This window comes from Pseudomonas sp. S35 (assembly GCF_009866765.1).
Lineage (GTDB): Bacteria > Pseudomonadota > Gammaproteobacteria > Pseudomonadales > Pseudomonadaceae > Aquipseudomonas.
Genome location: NZ_CP019431.1, coordinates 6,331,433 through 6,347,200 on the forward strand (window position 1 = coordinate 6,331,433; position 15,768 = coordinate 6,347,200).

17 protein-coding genes are annotated in these 15,768 nt (G+C 61.0%); 8 read left to right on the top strand and 9 right to left on the bottom strand.

Features of this window, described 5'->3' with window-relative positions:
* Positions 1-135 precede the first annotated feature (135 nt).
* Positions 136-771, top strand: coding sequence for a DedA family protein (locus PspS35_RS28720; protein ID WP_159937759.1), 636 nt, complete (start codon positions 136-138; stop codon positions 769-771).
* Here PspS35_RS28720 and PspS35_RS28725 read toward each other — a convergent pair.
* Positions 752-1,987, bottom strand: coding sequence for a sterol desaturase family protein (locus tag PspS35_RS28725; protein WP_159937760.1), 1,236 nt, complete (start codon positions 1,985-1,987; stop codon positions 752-754). The genes PspS35_RS28720 and PspS35_RS28725 overlap by 20 nt on opposite strands.
* A 116-nt stretch (positions 1,988-2,103) precedes the next feature.
* Between PspS35_RS28725 and elbB the strand changes: the two genes are divergently transcribed.
* The gene (gene elbB / locus PspS35_RS28730; RefSeq protein ID WP_159937761.1) at positions 2,104-2,769 is read left to right on the top strand and encodes an isoprenoid biosynthesis glyoxalase ElbB; all 666 of its coding nucleotides are present in this window, start codon (positions 2,104-2,106) and stop codon (positions 2,767-2,769) included.
* A gap of 41 nt (positions 2,770-2,810) precedes the next feature.
* Here elbB and PspS35_RS28735 read toward each other — a convergent pair whose 3' ends face one another.
* Both PspS35_RS28735 and PspS35_RS28740 read right to left on the bottom strand, forming a co-directional pair.
* On the bottom strand, positions 2,811-3,266 hold the full coding sequence (locus PspS35_RS28735) for a YaiI/YqxD family protein (RefSeq protein ID WP_159937762.1): 456 nt from the start codon (positions 3,264-3,266) through the stop codon (positions 2,811-2,813).
* A gap of 2 nt (positions 3,267-3,268) precedes the next feature.
* Positions 3,269-5,164 carry a cytochrome c/FTR1 family iron permease gene (locus PspS35_RS28740; RefSeq protein WP_159937763.1) on the bottom strand — a complete coding sequence of 632 codons (1,896 nt, stop codon included), beginning with the start codon at positions 5,162-5,164 and terminating at the stop codon, positions 3,269-3,271.
* A 268-nt stretch (positions 5,165-5,432) separates the two neighbouring features.
* Between PspS35_RS28740 and PspS35_RS28745 the strand changes: the two genes are divergently transcribed.
* The 4 genes from PspS35_RS28745 to PspS35_RS28760 are packed head-to-tail and all read left to right on the top strand — an operon-like array spanning position 5,433 to position 8,570.
* Positions 5,433-6,830 (top strand): hypothetical protein, encoded by a 1,398-nt coding sequence (locus PspS35_RS28745; RefSeq protein ID WP_159937764.1) that lies wholly within the window; start codon positions 5,433-5,435, stop codon positions 6,828-6,830.
* Between the two features lie 10 nt (positions 6,831-6,840).
* The gene (locus tag PspS35_RS28750) at positions 6,841-7,209 is read left to right on the top strand and encodes a YcfL family protein (protein WP_159937765.1); all 369 of its coding nucleotides are present in this window, start codon (positions 6,841-6,843) and stop codon (positions 7,207-7,209) included.
* 29 nt (positions 7,210-7,238) lie between these two features.
* A complete protein-coding gene (gene lpoB, locus PspS35_RS28755; protein ID WP_159937766.1) occupies positions 7,239-7,826 on the top strand; it encodes a penicillin-binding protein activator LpoB in 588 nt (195 codons plus the stop codon).
* A gap of 3 nt (positions 7,827-7,829) precedes the next feature.
* Positions 7,830-8,570, top strand: coding sequence for a penicillin-binding protein activator LpoB (locus PspS35_RS28760; RefSeq protein ID WP_159937767.1), 741 nt, complete (start codon positions 7,830-7,832; stop codon positions 8,568-8,570).
* Positions 8,571-8,708: 138 nt separating this feature from the next.
* Here PspS35_RS28760 and PspS35_RS28765 read toward each other — a convergent pair whose 3' ends face one another.
* From PspS35_RS28765 to PspS35_RS28775, 3 genes are all read right to left on the bottom strand, one after another.
* Positions 8,709-9,341 carry a LysE family transporter gene (locus PspS35_RS28765; RefSeq protein WP_159937768.1) on the bottom strand — a complete coding sequence of 211 codons (633 nt, stop codon included), beginning with the start codon at positions 9,339-9,341 and terminating at the stop codon, positions 8,709-8,711.
* Positions 9,342-9,430: 89 nt separating this feature from the next.
* Positions 9,431-10,003: a mechanosensitive ion channel family protein gene (locus tag PspS35_RS28770; RefSeq protein WP_159937769.1), complete on the bottom strand. Its 573-nt coding sequence runs from the start codon at positions 10,001-10,003 to the stop codon at positions 9,431-9,433.
* Complete coding sequence (locus PspS35_RS28775) at positions 10,003-11,913, bottom strand: ATP-binding cassette domain-containing protein (protein WP_159937770.1); 1,911 nt, start codon at positions 11,911-11,913, stop codon at positions 10,003-10,005. Before PspS35_RS28775 ends, PspS35_RS28770 begins: the two co-directional genes overlap by 1 nt.
* 50 nt (positions 11,914-11,963) lie before the next feature.
* On the opposite strand from PspS35_RS28775, the gene PspS35_RS28780 reads away from it, so the two are divergent.
* Positions 11,964-12,431: a TIGR02444 family protein gene (locus tag PspS35_RS28780; protein ID WP_159937771.1), complete on the top strand. Its 468-nt coding sequence runs from the start codon at positions 11,964-11,966 to the stop codon at positions 12,429-12,431.
* On the opposite strand, the gene PspS35_RS28785 is transcribed toward PspS35_RS28780, so the two are convergent.
* Positions 12,428-13,555: an AlgP family protein gene (locus tag PspS35_RS28785; protein WP_159937772.1), complete on the bottom strand. Its 1,128-nt coding sequence runs from the start codon at positions 13,553-13,555 to the stop codon at positions 12,428-12,430. The genes PspS35_RS28780 and PspS35_RS28785 overlap by 4 nt on opposite strands.
* Before the next feature lie 192 nt (positions 13,556-13,747).
* Between PspS35_RS28785 and PspS35_RS28790 the strand changes: the two genes are divergently transcribed.
* The gene (locus PspS35_RS28790; protein ID WP_159937773.1) at positions 13,748-14,425 is read left to right on the top strand and encodes an FKBP-type peptidyl-prolyl cis-trans isomerase; all 678 of its coding nucleotides are present in this window, start codon (positions 13,748-13,750) and stop codon (positions 14,423-14,425) included.
* Between the two features lie 54 nt (positions 14,426-14,479).
* Here PspS35_RS28790 and rsd read toward each other — a convergent pair whose 3' ends face one another.
* Both rsd and PspS35_RS28800 read right to left on the bottom strand, forming a co-directional pair.
* Positions 14,480-14,938 (bottom strand): sigma D regulator, encoded by a 459-nt coding sequence (rsd, locus tag PspS35_RS28795; protein ID WP_159937774.1) that lies wholly within the window; start codon positions 14,936-14,938, stop codon positions 14,480-14,482.
* Between the two features lie 209 nt (positions 14,939-15,147).
* Positions 15,148-15,669 (bottom strand): disulfide bond formation protein B, encoded by a 522-nt coding sequence (locus tag PspS35_RS28800; RefSeq protein ID WP_159937775.1) that lies wholly within the window; start codon positions 15,667-15,669, stop codon positions 15,148-15,150.
* Positions 15,670-15,768: the final 99 nt, after the last annotated feature.

A 15,768-nucleotide genomic window follows, 5' to 3' on the forward strand; every position in this document is an offset into this window, starting at 1 on the left:
GTTGTGCTTAACGATGCGACCTGTAGTCGCATTCGTCGTTTATGTAGGAATTGTTCACTTCGTGACACATCTCGATACTTTCATGAATGTTCACGAAGGCGTAGGCTGCGCGTTCATTTCGCCAGCACCCAGACCATGCTTCAACAATTTCTGCATGACTTCGGCTACTTTGCCCTCTTCCTCGGGACCTTCTTTGAAGGCGAGACCATTCTGGTGCTCGCAGGCTTCCTGGCGTTCCGTGGCTACATGGATATCAACCTGGTGGTGGTCGTTGCCTTCTTTGGCAGCTACGCCGGCGACCAGCTTTGGTACTACATGGGGCGCAAGCACGGCCGCAAGCTGTTGGCGCGCAAGCCGCGCTGGCAGTTGATGGGCGACAAGGCGCTGGAACATATCCGCAAACACCCGGATATCTGGGTGCTGAGCTTTCGCTTCGTCTACGGATTACGCACGGTGATGCCCGTCGCGATTGGCTTGTCAGGCTATCCGCCACTGCGCTACCTGATCCTCAACGGTATTGGTGCTGCCATCTGGGCCGCGGCCTTGGGTGCGGCGGCTTATCACTTCGGCGCGGTGCTGGAAGGCATGCTGGGTAGCGTCAAGAAGTACGAGTTGTGGGTACTGGGCGCCTTGCTCTTGCTGGGCTTTGCCCTGTGGCTGCGCCGACGCTTCAAGAACGCCCGTATCGCCCGCCAGGCCTGTGCCGACGCCAAGGCCCGGCTCGCAGCCGAGCCCGCTTCGCTCGAAGCGCCTAAGACGCCAGTCGAGTAAGCCGGCTTCTACAGCAGTAGAGGCCGATCACGCTGAGCAGGCTGTAACTGAGCAGCCCCAGCCAGCCCAAGTGGCTGGCCGGCCATAGACCCACCTGAGGTGCCAGCCATACCAGCGGCACATTCAACGCCAGGCGCGCCAGCTCAGCCTTCAACGCCCACGGGCGATTCTCCAGGGCCACGCCCAAGGTAAACAATCCAAGCGCCATCGCACTGCAGCCGACAATCAGCGCGGGCGCGGGCAAACCCTCGCCAAAATTCATCAAATAGCTGCCAAGCCCCACATACACCGCAAACTGCAAGGCGATGTACACCTGCTGGCGTACATCCAGTGGCACGTCGAATTTGCGAAACTGGCTCAAGTCGGGCTTGGCCAAGGGGTATTTGGCCTTCACATCCGCCGGGCGCCAGCCGGTGCGCATGAACCAGATGCGCAGCTTGTCCCACGTGCTCTCGGTACGCCGGGCATCGCTCCACAGCTGTGCATAAAATTGCAAGTTGGCCCACAGCGGGTTCCAGCTGGCCAGGGGTGTGGTCACGCCGAAAACCACTGGTTCGTTGTCGTCCTCTTCCTGGAAGGTGCCGAACAGCCGGTCCCAAAAAATGAACACCCCGCCATAGTTGCGATCCATGTAGAGAGCGTTCTGTGCATGGTGGGCCCGATGATTGGACGGTGTGACGAAGAACCACTCGAACCAGCCAAGCTTGGGCACATGGCGGGTATGCACCCAGAATTGATAGAGCAGGTTCAGCGACGCCACGCTGATGAACACCACCAACGGCACGCCGAGCACGGCAAGGGGCAGGTAGAAGATCCAGCTCAGCAGGAAGCCCGTGCTGGTCTGGCGCAGGGCAGTGCTGAGGTTGTAGTCCTCGCTCTGGTGATGCACCGAATGCGCGGCCCACAGGATATTGCGCTCGTGCCCCATGCGGTGCAGCCAGTAATAGCAGAAGTCGTAGAACACAAAGGCAAACACCCAGGTCCAGATGCTCTGGGCAGGCAGCTCGATCACGGCCAGGTGCTTGAGGGCGAACGCGTAGGTCAGTAGCCCTACACCCTTGGTCAATAACCCGGTGGTGGTGGACAGCACTCCGGTGCTGAGGCTGTTGATGGCGTCCGCCACCCGGTAGTTGCGCTGACCACGCCAACGGTCGGCGAGCAGTTCCACCACAATCAAGGCAATGAAAAACGGTACCGCGTAAGGCACGAAGTCCATGGTCTAGTCCGGTCTATTTTTGTTACATCAAGATTAGGTGCAGCGGCGTGAGATCCCATTGGCAACAGGTTACAAATTAGTAGACATTTAACGCCAAGACCCCAGGAGAAATGCCCATGAGCAAAAAGATTGCAGTGATCCTTTCCGGCTGCGGCGTGTACGACGGCGCAGAGATCCACGAAAGCGTGATCACCCTGCTGCGCCTGGACCAGCGCGGTGCTCAGGTCCAATGTTTTGCGCCAGATATTGCGCAGCTGCATGTGATCAACCATCTCACCGGCGAGGAAATGCCCGAGTCGCGCAACGTGCTGGTGGAGTCGGCACGCATTGCCCGAGGCGAGGTGAAGGACATCGCTGAGGCCGACGTCGAAGACTTCGATGCGCTGATCGTGCCCGGCGGGTTTGGCGCGGCCAAGAACCTGTCGGACTTTGCAGTCAAAGGCGCCGAGTGCAGCGTCAACCCACAGGTATTGGCATTGGCCGAAGCCTTTGCCGAGGCTGGCAAGCCGGTGGGGCTGATCTGTATTTCCCCAGCACTGGCCGCGAAGATCTACGGACCCGGCGTGACCTGCACCATCGGCAACTGTGCCGACACTGCCGCCGCCCTGGACAAGATGGGCGCCACCCACCAGGAATGCACGGTTGAAGACATCGTCGAAGACAAGGCGCGCAAGCTGGTGAGCACACCGGCTTACATGCTCGGCAAGCACATCAGTGAAGTGGCCTCAGGCATCAACAAACTGGTGGACCGCGTGCTGGAACTGACCCACGAAAACGACTGACGCTGCTCAGCCACAATTAAGCCAGGCACCTCACCAGGGAGTCAGGCCGGGCGCATCAACTTGGTGAGGATGCGGTCGAGTGAGTTGGCAAACGCCTGCTTGTCCTTCTCACTATGGGGCGGCGGCCCACCGCCCATCTGCCCCTGCTCACGCAGGTCGGTAAACAGGTTGCGCACCGCCAGCCGCTCGCTCATGTTCGCCGGGCTGAACTCCTTGCCCCGCGGATCAAGCGCCGTGACGCCCTTTTTCACCAGGCGATCGGCCAGCGGCACATCACTGCAGATCACCAGCTCGCCAGGCACTGCGTGCTCCACCAGGTAATCATCCGCCGCGTCCGGGCCGCTGGGCACCACGATCAGCTTCACGCAGGCAAAGCCTGGCTTGATCTGGCTCTGCCCGGCCACCAGCACCACTTCAAACTGGCGCTTGAGGGCGAACTTCACCACTTGGTCCTTGGCCGCCCGAGGGCAGGCGTCTGCATCGATCCACACCCGCATGCTCAGGCCGCCACGCGACGTTTTTCGGCCAGGCGACTACGGCCATACAGCACCACAATCGCCAGGATCGCCACAGCCTGGGCACTCAGCGAATACGCATCGGCGTGGATGCCCAGCCAGTCGAAGTCAAAGAACGCCACGGGCCGCGTGCCGAAGATGCCTGCTTCCTGCAACGCCTTTACGCCATGCCCGGCAAACACCACCGACAGTGCACACAGCAATGCCGCGTTGATCCCGAAGAACAGCGCCAGCGGCAGCTTCGCCGAACCGCGCAGGATCACCCAGGCCAAGCCCACCAGCAGCACCAGCGCGGTGGCGCCACCGGCCAGCACGGCGTTGTGTCCGGCCGGGCCGGCTTGCAGCCACAGGGTTTCGTAGAACAGGATCACTTCGAACAGCTCGCGGTACACCGAGAAGAACGCCAGCATCGCAAAACCGAAGCGCCCGCCACCGCCCACCAGGCTGCTCTTGATGTAGTCCTGCCAGGCGGCGGCGTGGCGGCGGTCGTGCATCCACACGCCCAGCCACAACACCATCACACTGGCGAACAGTGCGGTGCAGCCTTCAAGCAACTCGCGCTGGGCGCCGCTCACGTCAATCACGTACGCCGCCAATGCCCAGGTGGCCAAGCCGGCCAACAGCGCCAGGCCCCAGCCCACGTTAACGCTGCGCACCGCCGACTGCTGGCCAGTGTTACGCAGGAAAGCGAGGATCGCCGCCAGCACCAGAATCGCTTCCAGGCCTTCACGCAGCAGGATCAACAAACCGGAGATGTAGCTCAGTGACCAGCTCAAACCGTCGCTGCCCAGCAAGCCGGCGGATTCGCTGAGCTTGCCCTTGGCCACGTCCAGACGCTGCTGCACTTGCTCGACCGGCAAGCCGTCCTGCAACGACTGACGGTAAGCCATCAGGGCCTTTTCGGTGTCCTTGCGCACGTTGGCGTCGACGTTATCCAGGGAGCTTTCCACCAGCTCGAAGCCTTCCAGATAAGCGGCCACCGACAGGTCGTAGGCTTGCTCGTGATCACCGTTACGGAACGCAGCGAGGCTCTTGTCCAAGGTCGTCGCGGTGTAGTCGAGCAACTGCGCCGGGCCACGCTTGACCTGCGGCGGTTGCGCACGCTGGGCGCGGAAGGTTGCGGCAGCGGCCGGGCCGTCTGCGGCGAGCACTTCATTGGGGGTTTGGCGCGCCAGGTCGGCGAGGTTGAGGGGCTGCTCACTGTGTGCCGCAGCCGGATCAGCGGTGAACCCGGCGATGTAGGTGGCCAGGTCCCAGCGCTGGCGGTCGTCCAACTGGTCGGCGAAGGACGGCATATCGGTGCCTTCGACGCCCAAGCCCAGGGTGTTGTAGATCGCGTAGAGGCTCAGGCGATCCAGCCGCGTGGCATCTTGCAGGTTGGCAGGCGGCGGCGTCATGCCCACGCCCGCCGGGCCGTCACCCGCGCCGGCCGTGCCGTGGCAGACCGAACAATGCTGGGCGTAAAGCGGTGCGCCGCGCGTGGGGTCAGGCGTGATGGCCGGGGCCTGGCTGACTTCGTACGCGACGGCCAGCTTGGCGCCCAACTGACGGGCCTGACGGGCGACGCTCGCGCCGTCCTCGTGCGCTTTGACCGCTGACAGTAATTGATCAACGCCCTTTACCAACTCGGCGCGCTCGGGCCTTTGGGGCAACTCTGCTACCAGCCCCTGCAACACCCCGAGAAACTCCACCTGTTCGCGGTATTCCGAATCATCCACCACCTTGCCCGCCTCCACCGTCGGCGGGTAGTCAGCGCCGATGTAGTCGAGCAAATGCAGGGCTTGTGGAGCGCCCTCGGCAGTGGCGGCCAACAGGTTGAAGCTGCACGACATCAACGCCGGCAACAGCAGCCAGGCGAGAAAACGCAAGGGGGCAGTCATGAATGAGTCTCAAGGGGGAAACAAGAAGTAACACATTGTTAAGCTTTAAGGGGTTTGACTCAAGGCGTTCGTGATTGGGGGTGGGTTAGGACGAGGCACGTTAAAGCGCACCAGTGGCATTTCTGTCGGTTGGGCCACGGCAAAAAGCCATTGTTTTGCCAGTAGCGGCGCCTATAATGCCGCGCCCTGTTAGTGCGAAAGGGAATTTAATTCCTCCTTCTTATGAGGAATTACCACATCGGTTGACTACTTTCAGGGAAGAAGTTGCATGGTATTTCGCGCCTTACCTCCGCTTGTGCTCGCGGCGGCCACACTGCTCTGCGGCTGTTCGATGTTCCGCAGCTACGACACCGAACTGCAAGCCACCAACCAGCAACTGGCCAGCGGTAATGTCGACGGCGCCTTGACCCTGCTGGAAAAGAACAACACCGGCGACGACAAGGATCTGCTGTATTTTTTCGAGAAGGGCGAGTTACTGCGCGCCAAGGGCGACCTGACCGGCAGCCAGACCGCCTGGCGCAGCGCCGACCTGCAAGTCTACACGTGGGAAGAGTCGGTCAAGTTCGACAGCGCAAGGTACCTTTCGCAGTTCGGCAGCTTCCTGGCCAACGACAAAGTGCGCCGCTACGAAGGCTATGACTACGAAAAAGTCATGCTGACCACCCAGATGGCCCTGAACCTGCTGGCCCTGAACGACTTCGACGGCGCACGCACCGAGATCAAGAAGACCCACGAACGCGAGGCCGTGATCGCCGACCTGCGCGACAAGGAATACCTCAAGCGCGAGGACGACGCCGAGCGCGCTGGCGTAACCACCCAGATGAAAGACCTGAGCGGCTACCCGGTCGAGGCCCTGAACGCGCCGGAGGTGGTCGGCCTCAAAAATAGCTACCAGAGTGCGTTCAGCCACTACCTGGCCGGCTTCGTCTATGAAGCCCTGGGTGAAAAAGACCTGGCCGCCCCCGGTTATCGCAAGGCTGCCGAGCTGCGCCCCAACACGCCGTTACTGGAACAAGCCCTGCTGGACCTGGACAAATCCAAGGTCGGCGCGGATGAAACCGACGTGCTGATCGTGGTCCAGAGCGGCCTGGCCCCGGCTCGCGACTCGATCCGCCTGCCGCTGCCGATCCCGATCAATGGCAACCTGGTGATCACCCCCTTGTCATTCCCGGTGATCAAGGCCGACAACTCCACCGCGACCTTCGCCCAGATCGGCGTCGACGGCCAGCAACAGAACCTCACCGCGCTTAACAGCACCACGGCGATGTCGCGCCGCGCCCTGCGCGATGACATGCCGGGGATCATCCTGCGCACCACCGTGCGGGCGGTCACCCGTGGCGTGGCGCAAAACAACCTGAACAAGACCAACCCGATGGCAGGCCTGGTGCTGGGCATCGCCTCGGCCGTGGCCGAGGGTGCCGACACCCGCACCTGGCGCACCCTGCCGGACATGACCCAAGTGACCCGCTTGCGCCTCAAGCACGGCGAGCACCAGGTCAGCCTGCCCAACGCCCTGGGCGGCACGCGGGTGACGGTCAAGGCCGACCAACGCTACCAAGTGATTACCCTGCGCGTGGTCGGCAACCAAGTGTTCGCCGGCGGACTTGCCGCCCATGTAGTGCCGAGCACGCCGCCCCAGGCCATCGCCACCCTCAAACAACCTTAAGGAGCACGCTATGCGTCGTTTCATCCTCGGCGCCCTGGCGCTGATCCTGCTTGCTGGCTGCGCTACCCCGCCGCCGGAACCCGGCAGTGCCGCGAGCAAAATCGTGGTGATGGGCAAGTTCAAGGGCATCGCCGTCGGCGCTATTCGCGTAGCCCGCGAGAACGGATTCCTCACCGCCAAGGTGCAGTTGAGCAACATCACCAGCAGCAACCAGACCCTGTACTACCGCTTCGCCTGGCTCGGCGCCGACGGCTTCCCGGTGGGCGATGAAGAAACCTGGAAAGTGCTGAACCTGTACGCCAACCAGGCGACCTTCCTGCCGGCTATCGCCAATCTGCCCCAGGCGGCGGACTTTCGCCTTGAAGTCAAAACCCCTTGAGCCGTCCACCCTTCTTGAGAGATTTCTCCATGTTTGCACGCTTTTCGATGCTCGCCGTGGTGGCCGTCCTGGCCAGCGGTTGCGCCAATACTTCGCCCGTGCTGGGCAGCAAGCACATCAACTACGGCGACACCAAGGCCGTGGAAACGGTGACCAACGAGTTCGGCTCCACCGACCTGCAGATGATCGCCGAAAGCATGACCCGCTCCCTCGCCCAGTCCGGCATCCTGCAAGGCCGCCCGGTGGTGCAGGTGTATGACGTGAAGAACAAGACCAGCGAGTACATCGACACCCGCGAGATCACCACGTCGATCAAGACCCAACTGATGAAAACCGGCACCGCGCGCTTCGCCAGCGACAACACCGACATGCAAAGCCAGGTCGACCAGCTCAAGCTGCAGAACCAGAGCGGCCTGTACAAGAAATCCACGGTGAGCAAGACCGGCAACATGGTCGCTGCCAAGTACCGCCTGGAAGGCTCCATCAGCTCCATCGTCAAGCGCAGCTCGGACTACAAGGACGTGTTCTACAAGTTCAGCCTGCAACTGATCGACGTCGAGAGCGGCCTGGCCGAATGGATGGACGAAAAAGAAATCCGCAAGACCACGGAGCGCTAAGCAATGCGTGCATGGATTGGCATGATCGGCCTGCTGTGCGCCTTTGGCGCCGCGGCCGCACCGAAGATCGCGGTGACCGACCTGGCCTACGAGGCGCGGGTCGAGGAATACATCCACCAGGTCTCGGCCAGCAACAACTTCCAGGCAAGCAGCTACCACGCCAGTGGCGCGACGAACTACAGCGAGTACGAAAGCCGCAACAGCTACATCGAGCAGACCGAGCTGCGCCAGTTCAGCGGCGATATCAAGGGCCAGATCCTCAAGTCCCGCCAGTTCCAGCTGGTGCAGGGCACGCCCTACACCGCCGATGCCCAGGGTGACGTCTACGACGTGATCAAGCGCATCAAGGCCGGCCACTTCAAGGGCGCGGACTACGTGCTGTTCGGCACGCTGTCCGACATCGACTTCACCCAGGACATCAACGCCCTGGACCACACCAACAGCTACTCGGCGGTGCTGGGCCTGACGCTGGTGGCGGATTTCAGCCTGATCAACACACGCACCTTCGAGATCACCTCGGCGTTCACCGCCATGGGTGAAGGCCAGGACACCAAACTGGTGAACAGCCGCGACGTACGCGTGAGCCTGAACCGGCCGCGGGTGGTGAAGGAAGTGTCGAAAGCGCTGGGTGAAGATGTGGCGCGGCAGTTGGCGGAGCAGTTGGGTGGCGGCTATCAAGCGCCTGACCAACCGGTGCTGCGCAATAACCTGCCACGAGATGAAGCACCAAAAATCCTGCGCTGAACCAGGATTTCACAAACACCATAAAACCACTGTGGGAGCTGGCTTGCCTGCGATGCAGACACCTCGGTACATCAGGTACACCGAGGTGATGCTATCGCAGGCAAGCCAGCTTCCACAGTTTTGATTCGGTTTCGTCAGTTATGCCGTAGCGCGATGCAGGCTAGCGAGGAAGCCAGCCGCACCGACAAACAACCCGGCAAACGTACGGTTCACACGTTTTTGCTGCTTCGGCGTGCGCAACAGGCGCAACACCTTCGACGCGAGCCCCGTATACCCCGCCATCACGATCATATCGACGCTGATCATCGTCGCTCCCAGGATCAGGTACTGCGCCAGCAGTGGCGCCTGCGGGTTCACGAACTGCGGCAGCACCGCCAGCATGAACACCAACGCCTTGGGGTTGCTGGCATTGACCAGGAAGCCACGGAACATCATTGCCATCGGCTTGCCGATCGGGCGTGGCGCCGCGTCATCGGTCATGTCCATAGGCAAGGCGCGCCATTGCTTGATCGCCAGGTACACCAGGTACGCCACGCCAAACCATTTGATCGCATAAAACGCGGTAGACGATGCCGCCAGAATGGCACCCAAGCCACCCGCCACCACGGCAATCTGCATCGCCAGGCCCAGTTGCAGGCCGATGGCGTTCCAGTAGCCACGCACGAAACCATATTGCAGGCCGCTGGACATCGAAGCGATGGCACCGGCGCCAGGGGAAAGGGAGATAATCCAACTGGCCAGGAAAAAGGCCAGCCACGTATCGAGTGCCATTGCACACCTCGGGACAGAGTTTGCGGTTGTGGCCTTAAGCTAACTCCGCCGACCAAAGGCTGGCTATAGATTTTTACAAGATGTGAATACTAGCGATCGCCTGGAAACACATGAGTCCCCGGCCAACGGCGCACCGAACGCTGGAAGAACAGGCTGTTGGGCACCTGCACCATCGCGCTGTCAGTGCCAGCTTGCGCCACTTCGATCAGCGTGGTGTAGAGCAGGTTGATCGCCACCACACGGCCTTTCACACCCGGTTTGTCGACGGTATCCACCAGTTCAACGATGTCACCAATGCGGAACGGCCCGACGGTGAAGATCAAGATCGCGCACAGCAGGTTCGACAGCACCGACCACATGGCGAAGAACGCCACCGCGGCAACCGCAACAAACCCCGACAGCGCGGTCCACAGCACGGTGGCGGACACGCCCAGGCGGCCCAGCACGAAGATCAGCGCACTGCCCATGATCAGCCAGCGCAGGCCACCGCGCAGTGGCATCAACAATTGCGGCGGGAACGGGTAACGCTCACCCAGCCGAGTCAGGCCTTTGGCAACGAAGCGCTGGGCGAGGTAGGCGCCCAGCAGGATCAGCAGGATCTGCACGCCGATCCACACGGGCTCGACCCATTGCGTCGGTATCGGCAATTGCAGCGCTTCCATCAGGACAGCGCCTCCAGCTCCGCTTGCAAGCTTTCGAGCAATTCGAGGGCTTCCATCCAGGTTTCCTCCAATTGCCCTTCGCGCACCTTGAGCTTGGCCTGTTCGGCCAGCAAGTCGCGCAACTCATCCTTGCGTGCGGCCTCGTACACGGCGCTGTCGCCCAGGCTGGCTTCGATCTTGGCCAGGCGCTCGTGCAGCTTGCCCAACTCGGCTTCCAGCTTGTCGGCTTCGCGCTTGTGCGGCGCCAACTGTTGGCGCAATGCAGCTGCAGCCTGGCGCTGGGCCTTCTTATCGGTCTTGTCCGGGTTGACGGGCGTATTGCTGGCCGGCGCATTGCGCAGGCGGTAATCGGTCAGCCAGCGCGCATAGTCGTCGAGGTCGCCGTCGAACTCTTCGACTTTGCCATCGGCCACCAGCAGGAAGTTATCGGTGGTGCTTTTGAGCAGGTGGCGATCGTGAGACACCACCAGGACCGCACCGCTGAATTCCTGCAAGGCCATGGTCAGCGCCAGGCGCATTTCCAGGTCCAGGTGGTTGGTCGGTTCGTCGAGCAGCAGTAGGTTCGGCCGGTCCCAGGCGATCAACGCCAGGGCCAGGCGAGCTTTTTCGCCACCGGAGAAGTTCAGCACCGGCTCATCGATACGCGCACCCCGGAAGTCGAAACCGCCGAGGAAGTCGCGCAGGGGCTGCTCGCGCTCGGTCGGCGCCAGGCGTTGCAGGTGCAACAGCGGGCTGGCCTTGGCATCGAGGGAGTCCAACTGATGCTGGGCGAAGTAGCCCACCACCAGGTTCTCGCCACGGGTCAGGCGACCGGCCAGGGGTTGCAGCTCACCTGACAGGTTCTTGATCAGCGTCGACTTGCCCGCGCCGTTGGGGCCGAGCAAACCGATGCGCGCACCCGGCGTGAGCTGCAGCTTGACCTTTTCCAGGATGGTTTTGTCGCCATAACCCAAGCGGGCATCCGAGAGGTCCAGCAATGGGCTGGAGATCTTCACCGACTCGCGGAACACGAAGTCGAACGGCGAATCGACGTGGGCCGCCGACAGTTCTTCCATGCGTTCCAGGGCCTTGATCCGGCTCTGGGCCTGGCGGGCCTTGGTGGCCTGGGCCTTGAAGCGGGCGATGTAGCTTTCCATATGCGCACGTTGCGCCTGCTGCTTCTCGAACGCCTGTTGTTGCTGGGCCAGGCGCTCGGCACGGGCCCGCTCGAACGCGGTGTAGCCACCACGGTACAGGGTGATTTTCTTCTGTTCGACGTGGGCGATGTTGTCGACCACAGCGTCGAGGAAATCCCGGTCGTGGGAGATCAGCAGCAGGGTGCCCTGGTAGTTCTTGAGGAAATCTTCCAGCCACAGGATCGCATCGAGGTCCAAGTGGTTGGTCGGTTCGTCGAGCAGCAACAGATCCGAAGGACACATCAGCGCCTGGGCCAGGTTCAGGCGCATGCGCCAGCCACCGGAGAAGTCGGCGACCGGGCGGTCCATCTGTTCGTTGGTAAAACCAAGGCCGGCGAGCATCTTGCGGGCACGGGCGTCAGCGGTGTAGCCATCGGCGCTGTCCAGTTCCGCGTGCAAGCGGGCCTGGGCGGCGCCGTCCTGGGCTTTTTCGGCCTCGGCGAGGTCGTGTTGCACCTGGCGCAGGCGCAGGTCGCCATCGAGCACGTAGTCGATCGCGATGCGGTCCAGGGTGTCGATCTCCTGGCGCATATGGGCGATGCGCCAGTCGGCCGGCAGCAGGCAGTCCCCGGAGTCCGGGGTCAGCTCACCCAGCAACAGGGCAAACAACGTGGATTTGCCGGCGCCGTTGGCACCGATCAGGCCGGCTTTGTGACCGGCGTGCAGGGTCAGCTCGGCGTCTTCGAGAAGACGTTGCGGGCCACGCTGTAATGTTAGGCTTTGAAGTCGGATCATAATGGCGGCGGAGTCTACCAGCTTCGTTGCCCGCTGGCTTGGGTGTGAATATGTGTGCTGACCTGTGGAGCTTTGCCCTCTCGACTTACGCCCGGCCGGGCGTCGAAGAAGCCTGCCTGCGCGCGCAGGCGCAAGGCGCGGATGTGTGCCTGCTGCTCTGTGGGGCGTGGCTGGAACAAAGAGGGGTCGCGCTGACAGCCGAGCGCGTGCAAGCGCTGAAGCACATCGCCAAGCCTTGGCAGGTACAGGTGATCGAACCGTTGCGACAGCTGCGTATGCAATGGCGAGCCAGGGCGCAGCAGGATGGGCAACTGGCGGCGTTTCGGGAACGGGTCAAGGCCCTGGAGTTGGACGCCGAACGGGAATTAATAATGCGCCTCGAGGTGCTTGCACTGGCGTGGCCATCAAACCAGAGCGCAAATCAACAACGATGGCTGGAAGGACTGGCGACTGAGGATGCCGCCAACCTTGACCACGACGTGCTGCAGCAGCTGCGCGTCGTGGCCACCGGCACTTAGGAAGCGCTGGTTGGGGTGGTGCTTGGCGCTACCGGTGCTGGAGTGCTGCTGGCCGGTGCCGTTGGAGCTGCGGCGGCCGGGGTCGCCGGGGTCGCTGGCTTGGCTGCAGCTGGCTTTGCAGCGGCTGGTTTTGCGGCAGGCTTGGCAGCTGGTTTGGCGGCTGGTTTTGCAGCAGCAGTTTTAGCAGCTGGCTTGGCGGCTGGTTTTACAGCAGCAGTTTTAGCAGCTGGCTTGGCGGCTGGTTTTGCAGCAGCGGTTTTAGCAACTGGCTTGGCGGCCGGTTTTGCAGCAGCGGTTTTAGCAGTTGGCTTGGCGGCTGGTTTTGCAGCAGCAGTTTTGGCAGCTGGCTTGGCGGCTGGTTTTGCAGCAGCGGTTTTAGCAGCTGGCTTGGCGGCTGGTTTTGCAGCAGCGGTTTTAGCAGCTGGCTTGGCGGCTGGTTTTGCAGCAGCGGTTTTAGCAGCTGGCTTGGCGGCTGGTTTTGCAGCAGCGGTTTTAGCAGCTGGTTTGGCGGCTGGTTTTGCAGCAGCGGTTTTGGCAGCTGGCTTGGCGGCTGGTTTTGCAGCAGCGGTTTTAGCAGCTGGCTTGGCGGCTGGTTTTGCAGCAGCGGTTTTAGCAGCTGGCTTGGCGGCTGGTTTTGCAGCAGCGGTTTTAGCAGCTGGCTTGGCGGCTGGTTTTGCAGCAGCGGTTTTGGCAGCTGGCTTGGCGGCAACGGCTTTTGCAGGAGTACGCGCGCCCAGCACTTTCGCGACAGCTTCTTTCACACGACCAACGCCCTGGGCCAATTTCAGGCTTTCCTGAGCATCTTTTTTGAGTTGGGAAATATAGGTGCGGGTTTCAGCTTGACGATCCTTGAGGGCGTCCAGCAGGTCCTCAAGTTCTTTGACAGCGTCTTTGGCTTTGGCTTGAGCTTTGGCCTTGCCGGCAGTGGCGGCGTCTTGCAGTTTGGTGCGGGATTTGTGCAGCTTTTCTTGCGCCTTACCGCGTTGTTTTTCCAGCTTGGCGAGCAGTTTTTCTGCATCGGCCAACGCTTGGGAACACGCGCTTTCCAGATGTTCAAGCAGGCTGCTCGACAGTTGTTGGAGTAAGTGCAACGGGGTATTAACAGGCTTCTGTTTGGCCGACATGGTTTACCTCCTGGCTGACGTGGGTGCGGCTCATACTAGCCCTCTGCTCTTACCGCCGCTAGGGCATGTTGACAGTATCCTTTGCCTTGCGTTGCACGGTGGGAAAATTCTTATCGATATAACGAAAATACGCGGCACTTTTTGCGTATCCACGCTGGCATAATCCGTCGCACTTTCGGCGGGAGAATGCCTATGTCGCGTTACCTTTTCATTGTTCTGGGCCTGGCGATTTCCGTGGCCAATGCGAGCGAGCAATCGCCCGCAAAAACTGCACTTCAAGACCAGCACGACCTTGCATACAGCCTGGGCGCAAGCCTTGGTGAGCGCCTGCGCCACGAGGTCCCGGACCTTCAGATCCAGGCTTTGATCGAAGGCCTCAAGCAAGCATATCAAGGCAAGCCGCTGGCGCTGGATAACGCGCGTATCGAACAGATTCTTGCGCAGCATGAGGCCCAGGCCGAAGACAATGCCCAATCCCTCAAAATCGAAAAAGCCCTCAGCGCCGAACAGCTGTTTTTAGCCAAGGAAAAAACCGCGAAAGGGGTGCGCGAGTTGGCCGATGGCATCCTGCTTACCGAACTGGCGCCCGGCAGCGGTAGCAAGCCCGGCGCGAATGATCAGGTTCAAGTGAAATACGTGGGGCGATTGCCGGATGGCACAGTGTTCGACAAGAGCACGCAACCCCAATGGTTTCCTCTGGACAGCGTAATCAGCGGCTGGAGCAGCGCGTTGCAGCAGATGCCGGTGGGGGCGAAATGGCGCCTGGTGATCCCATCGGCCCAAGCCTATGGTGCCGACGGTGCGGATGAGCTGATTGCACCCTATACACCGCTGGTGTTCGAAATCGAATTGCTCGGCACTCGACACTGACCCCATAAAAAAAGGTGCGCCATGCGCACCGTTTTTTCATCTCGCCATCAACGATCAGGCCTGAGTGGCAGGCTCTTCCTTGTGGGCGTTGTGCAGAACTTCGATCAGGCAATCTTCCAGTTCGAAACGCTCGTGAAGCAGCGCGCCCAACTCTTTGAATTTTTCGGCAACACACTGGCCAGCATCACACAGGTCGGTGAACTCCAGCAGTTTTTCGGTGATGACATCGATGCGTGGGTAAAGGGTCTCAGCCAACTCCAGGCCACGCTTATCATCGAAGGCTTGCGCCTCCTCGGTAAGTTGCTCGTAGACACCGAAATGACCGGCAGACACGTAGTCCACCAACACTTCACAGAACTCCTGCAGCGGCTTGCGATTCTCAGCCAATGCCTCAGGCTTGGCGCCAAGCGCATCAAAGGCCCGAACCAGTTCGTGACGTGCCTTCAACCAGCTGTCGATCAGCTTGTGCACTCCACCCCAGCGTTCCTGAGCATTCTGACAACTTTCCAGCATGATGATCTCTCTTCCCTATAGGGGCACTGCCGCCTGATACCCGCGCAACGCTTCAAGGATAAAGGTGCTGCGGGACAAAGCCGAGTCTGACAAGCGGTTTCAATAACGCGTGCGGGCCAGATTATGCCCGCATGACTATGGCTTCAAGGTACGCAGGAGAGAAAGTTCATACAAGTGTTTAATCCGGTCCTACAAACTGCGGCCTGCGTTCAATGCCTTGTCGGGTGCAAGCGCTGGCCCATCAGCACGCCTGAGAACTGCACAGCACCCAGGACCAGCATCCCCAGGAAAAACAGCAAGCTCCATTCAGGAAGGCTCAAGTCAAACAAGGTCCAATTGATTTCCACACAATCGACGGTGCCTTTGACCGTCAATTGCAGCGCCTGCCACAGCGACAGGTTTTCGATCATGTAGTGCAGGCTGGGCCCGCAATCGGCAAGCTGGTCAGAGGCGACATTTTGCAGCAGCACCTGACGCACAGCAGTGATAGCACCGAGCAGTGCGCACCCCATGCCCGCCAGTCCGTAAAGGCAGACGGCGGAGCGTCTGGGGTTATGAATAGCGGCAACCAGGTTGATCAGCGTGAAGGCGGCTAGAAAGATACGCTGGATCTGACACAGGAAGCAGGGCCGCAACGATGCACCGAACTCAAGATAAAAGGACGCGCCCAATGTCAGCGCACCCGCCATGAACGCAAGAAAAAACAAGGAGCGTGAAGGGGCCAAAGACATGCTTTATCCGCATCGCGAAAGATAGGTCGTTACGGTAGAGGAAAGGCCTGACCCCTTTCAATACGCACCAGCGCAGACGATTCTGTGAAAACGCAGGGA

Bases quoted from the DNA above. Each gene is read 5' to 3' on its own strand.
- PspS35_RS28720 (WP_159937759.1), top strand. From the start codon at position 136: ATGCTTCAACAATTTCTGCATGACTTCGGCTACTTTGCCCTCTTCCTC.
- PspS35_RS28725 (WP_159937760.1), bottom strand. From the start codon at position 1,987: ATGGACTTCGTGCCTTACGCGGTACCGTTTTTCATTGCCTTGATTGTG.
- elbB (WP_159937761.1), top strand. From the start codon at position 2,104: ATGAGCAAAAAGATTGCAGTGATCCTTTCCGGCTGCGGCGTGTACGAC.
- PspS35_RS28735 (WP_159937762.1), bottom strand. From the start codon at position 3,266: ATGCGGGTGTGGATCGATGCAGACGCCTGCCCTCGGGCGGCCAAGGAC.
- PspS35_RS28740 (WP_159937763.1), bottom strand. From the start codon at position 5,164: ATGACTGCCCCCTTGCGTTTTCTCGCCTGGCTGCTGTTGCCGGCGTTG.
- PspS35_RS28745 (WP_159937764.1), top strand. From the start codon at position 5,433: ATGGTATTTCGCGCCTTACCTCCGCTTGTGCTCGCGGCGGCCACACTG.
- PspS35_RS28750 (WP_159937765.1), top strand. From the start codon at position 6,841: ATGCGTCGTTTCATCCTCGGCGCCCTGGCGCTGATCCTGCTTGCTGGC.
- lpoB (WP_159937766.1), top strand. From the start codon at position 7,239: ATGTTTGCACGCTTTTCGATGCTCGCCGTGGTGGCCGTCCTGGCCAGC.
- PspS35_RS28760 (WP_159937767.1), top strand. From the start codon at position 7,830: ATGCGTGCATGGATTGGCATGATCGGCCTGCTGTGCGCCTTTGGCGCC.
- PspS35_RS28765 (WP_159937768.1), bottom strand. From the start codon at position 9,341: ATGGCACTCGATACGTGGCTGGCCTTTTTCCTGGCCAGTTGGATTATC.
- PspS35_RS28770 (WP_159937769.1), bottom strand. From the start codon at position 10,003: ATGGAAGCGCTGCAATTGCCGATACCGACGCAATGGGTCGAGCCCGTG.
- PspS35_RS28775 (WP_159937770.1), bottom strand. From the start codon at position 11,913: ATGATCCGACTTCAAAGCCTAACATTACAGCGTGGCCCGCAACGTCTT.
- PspS35_RS28780 (WP_159937771.1), top strand. From the start codon at position 11,964: ATGTGTGCTGACCTGTGGAGCTTTGCCCTCTCGACTTACGCCCGGCCG.
- PspS35_RS28785 (WP_159937772.1), bottom strand. From the start codon at position 13,555: ATGTCGGCCAAACAGAAGCCTGTTAATACCCCGTTGCACTTACTCCAA.
- PspS35_RS28790 (WP_159937773.1), top strand. From the start codon at position 13,748: ATGTCGCGTTACCTTTTCATTGTTCTGGGCCTGGCGATTTCCGTGGCC.
- rsd (WP_159937774.1), bottom strand. From the start codon at position 14,938: ATGCTGGAAAGTTGTCAGAATGCTCAGGAACGCTGGGGTGGAGTGCAC.
- PspS35_RS28800 (WP_159937775.1), bottom strand. From the start codon at position 15,669: ATGTCTTTGGCCCCTTCACGCTCCTTGTTTTTTCTTGCGTTCATGGCG.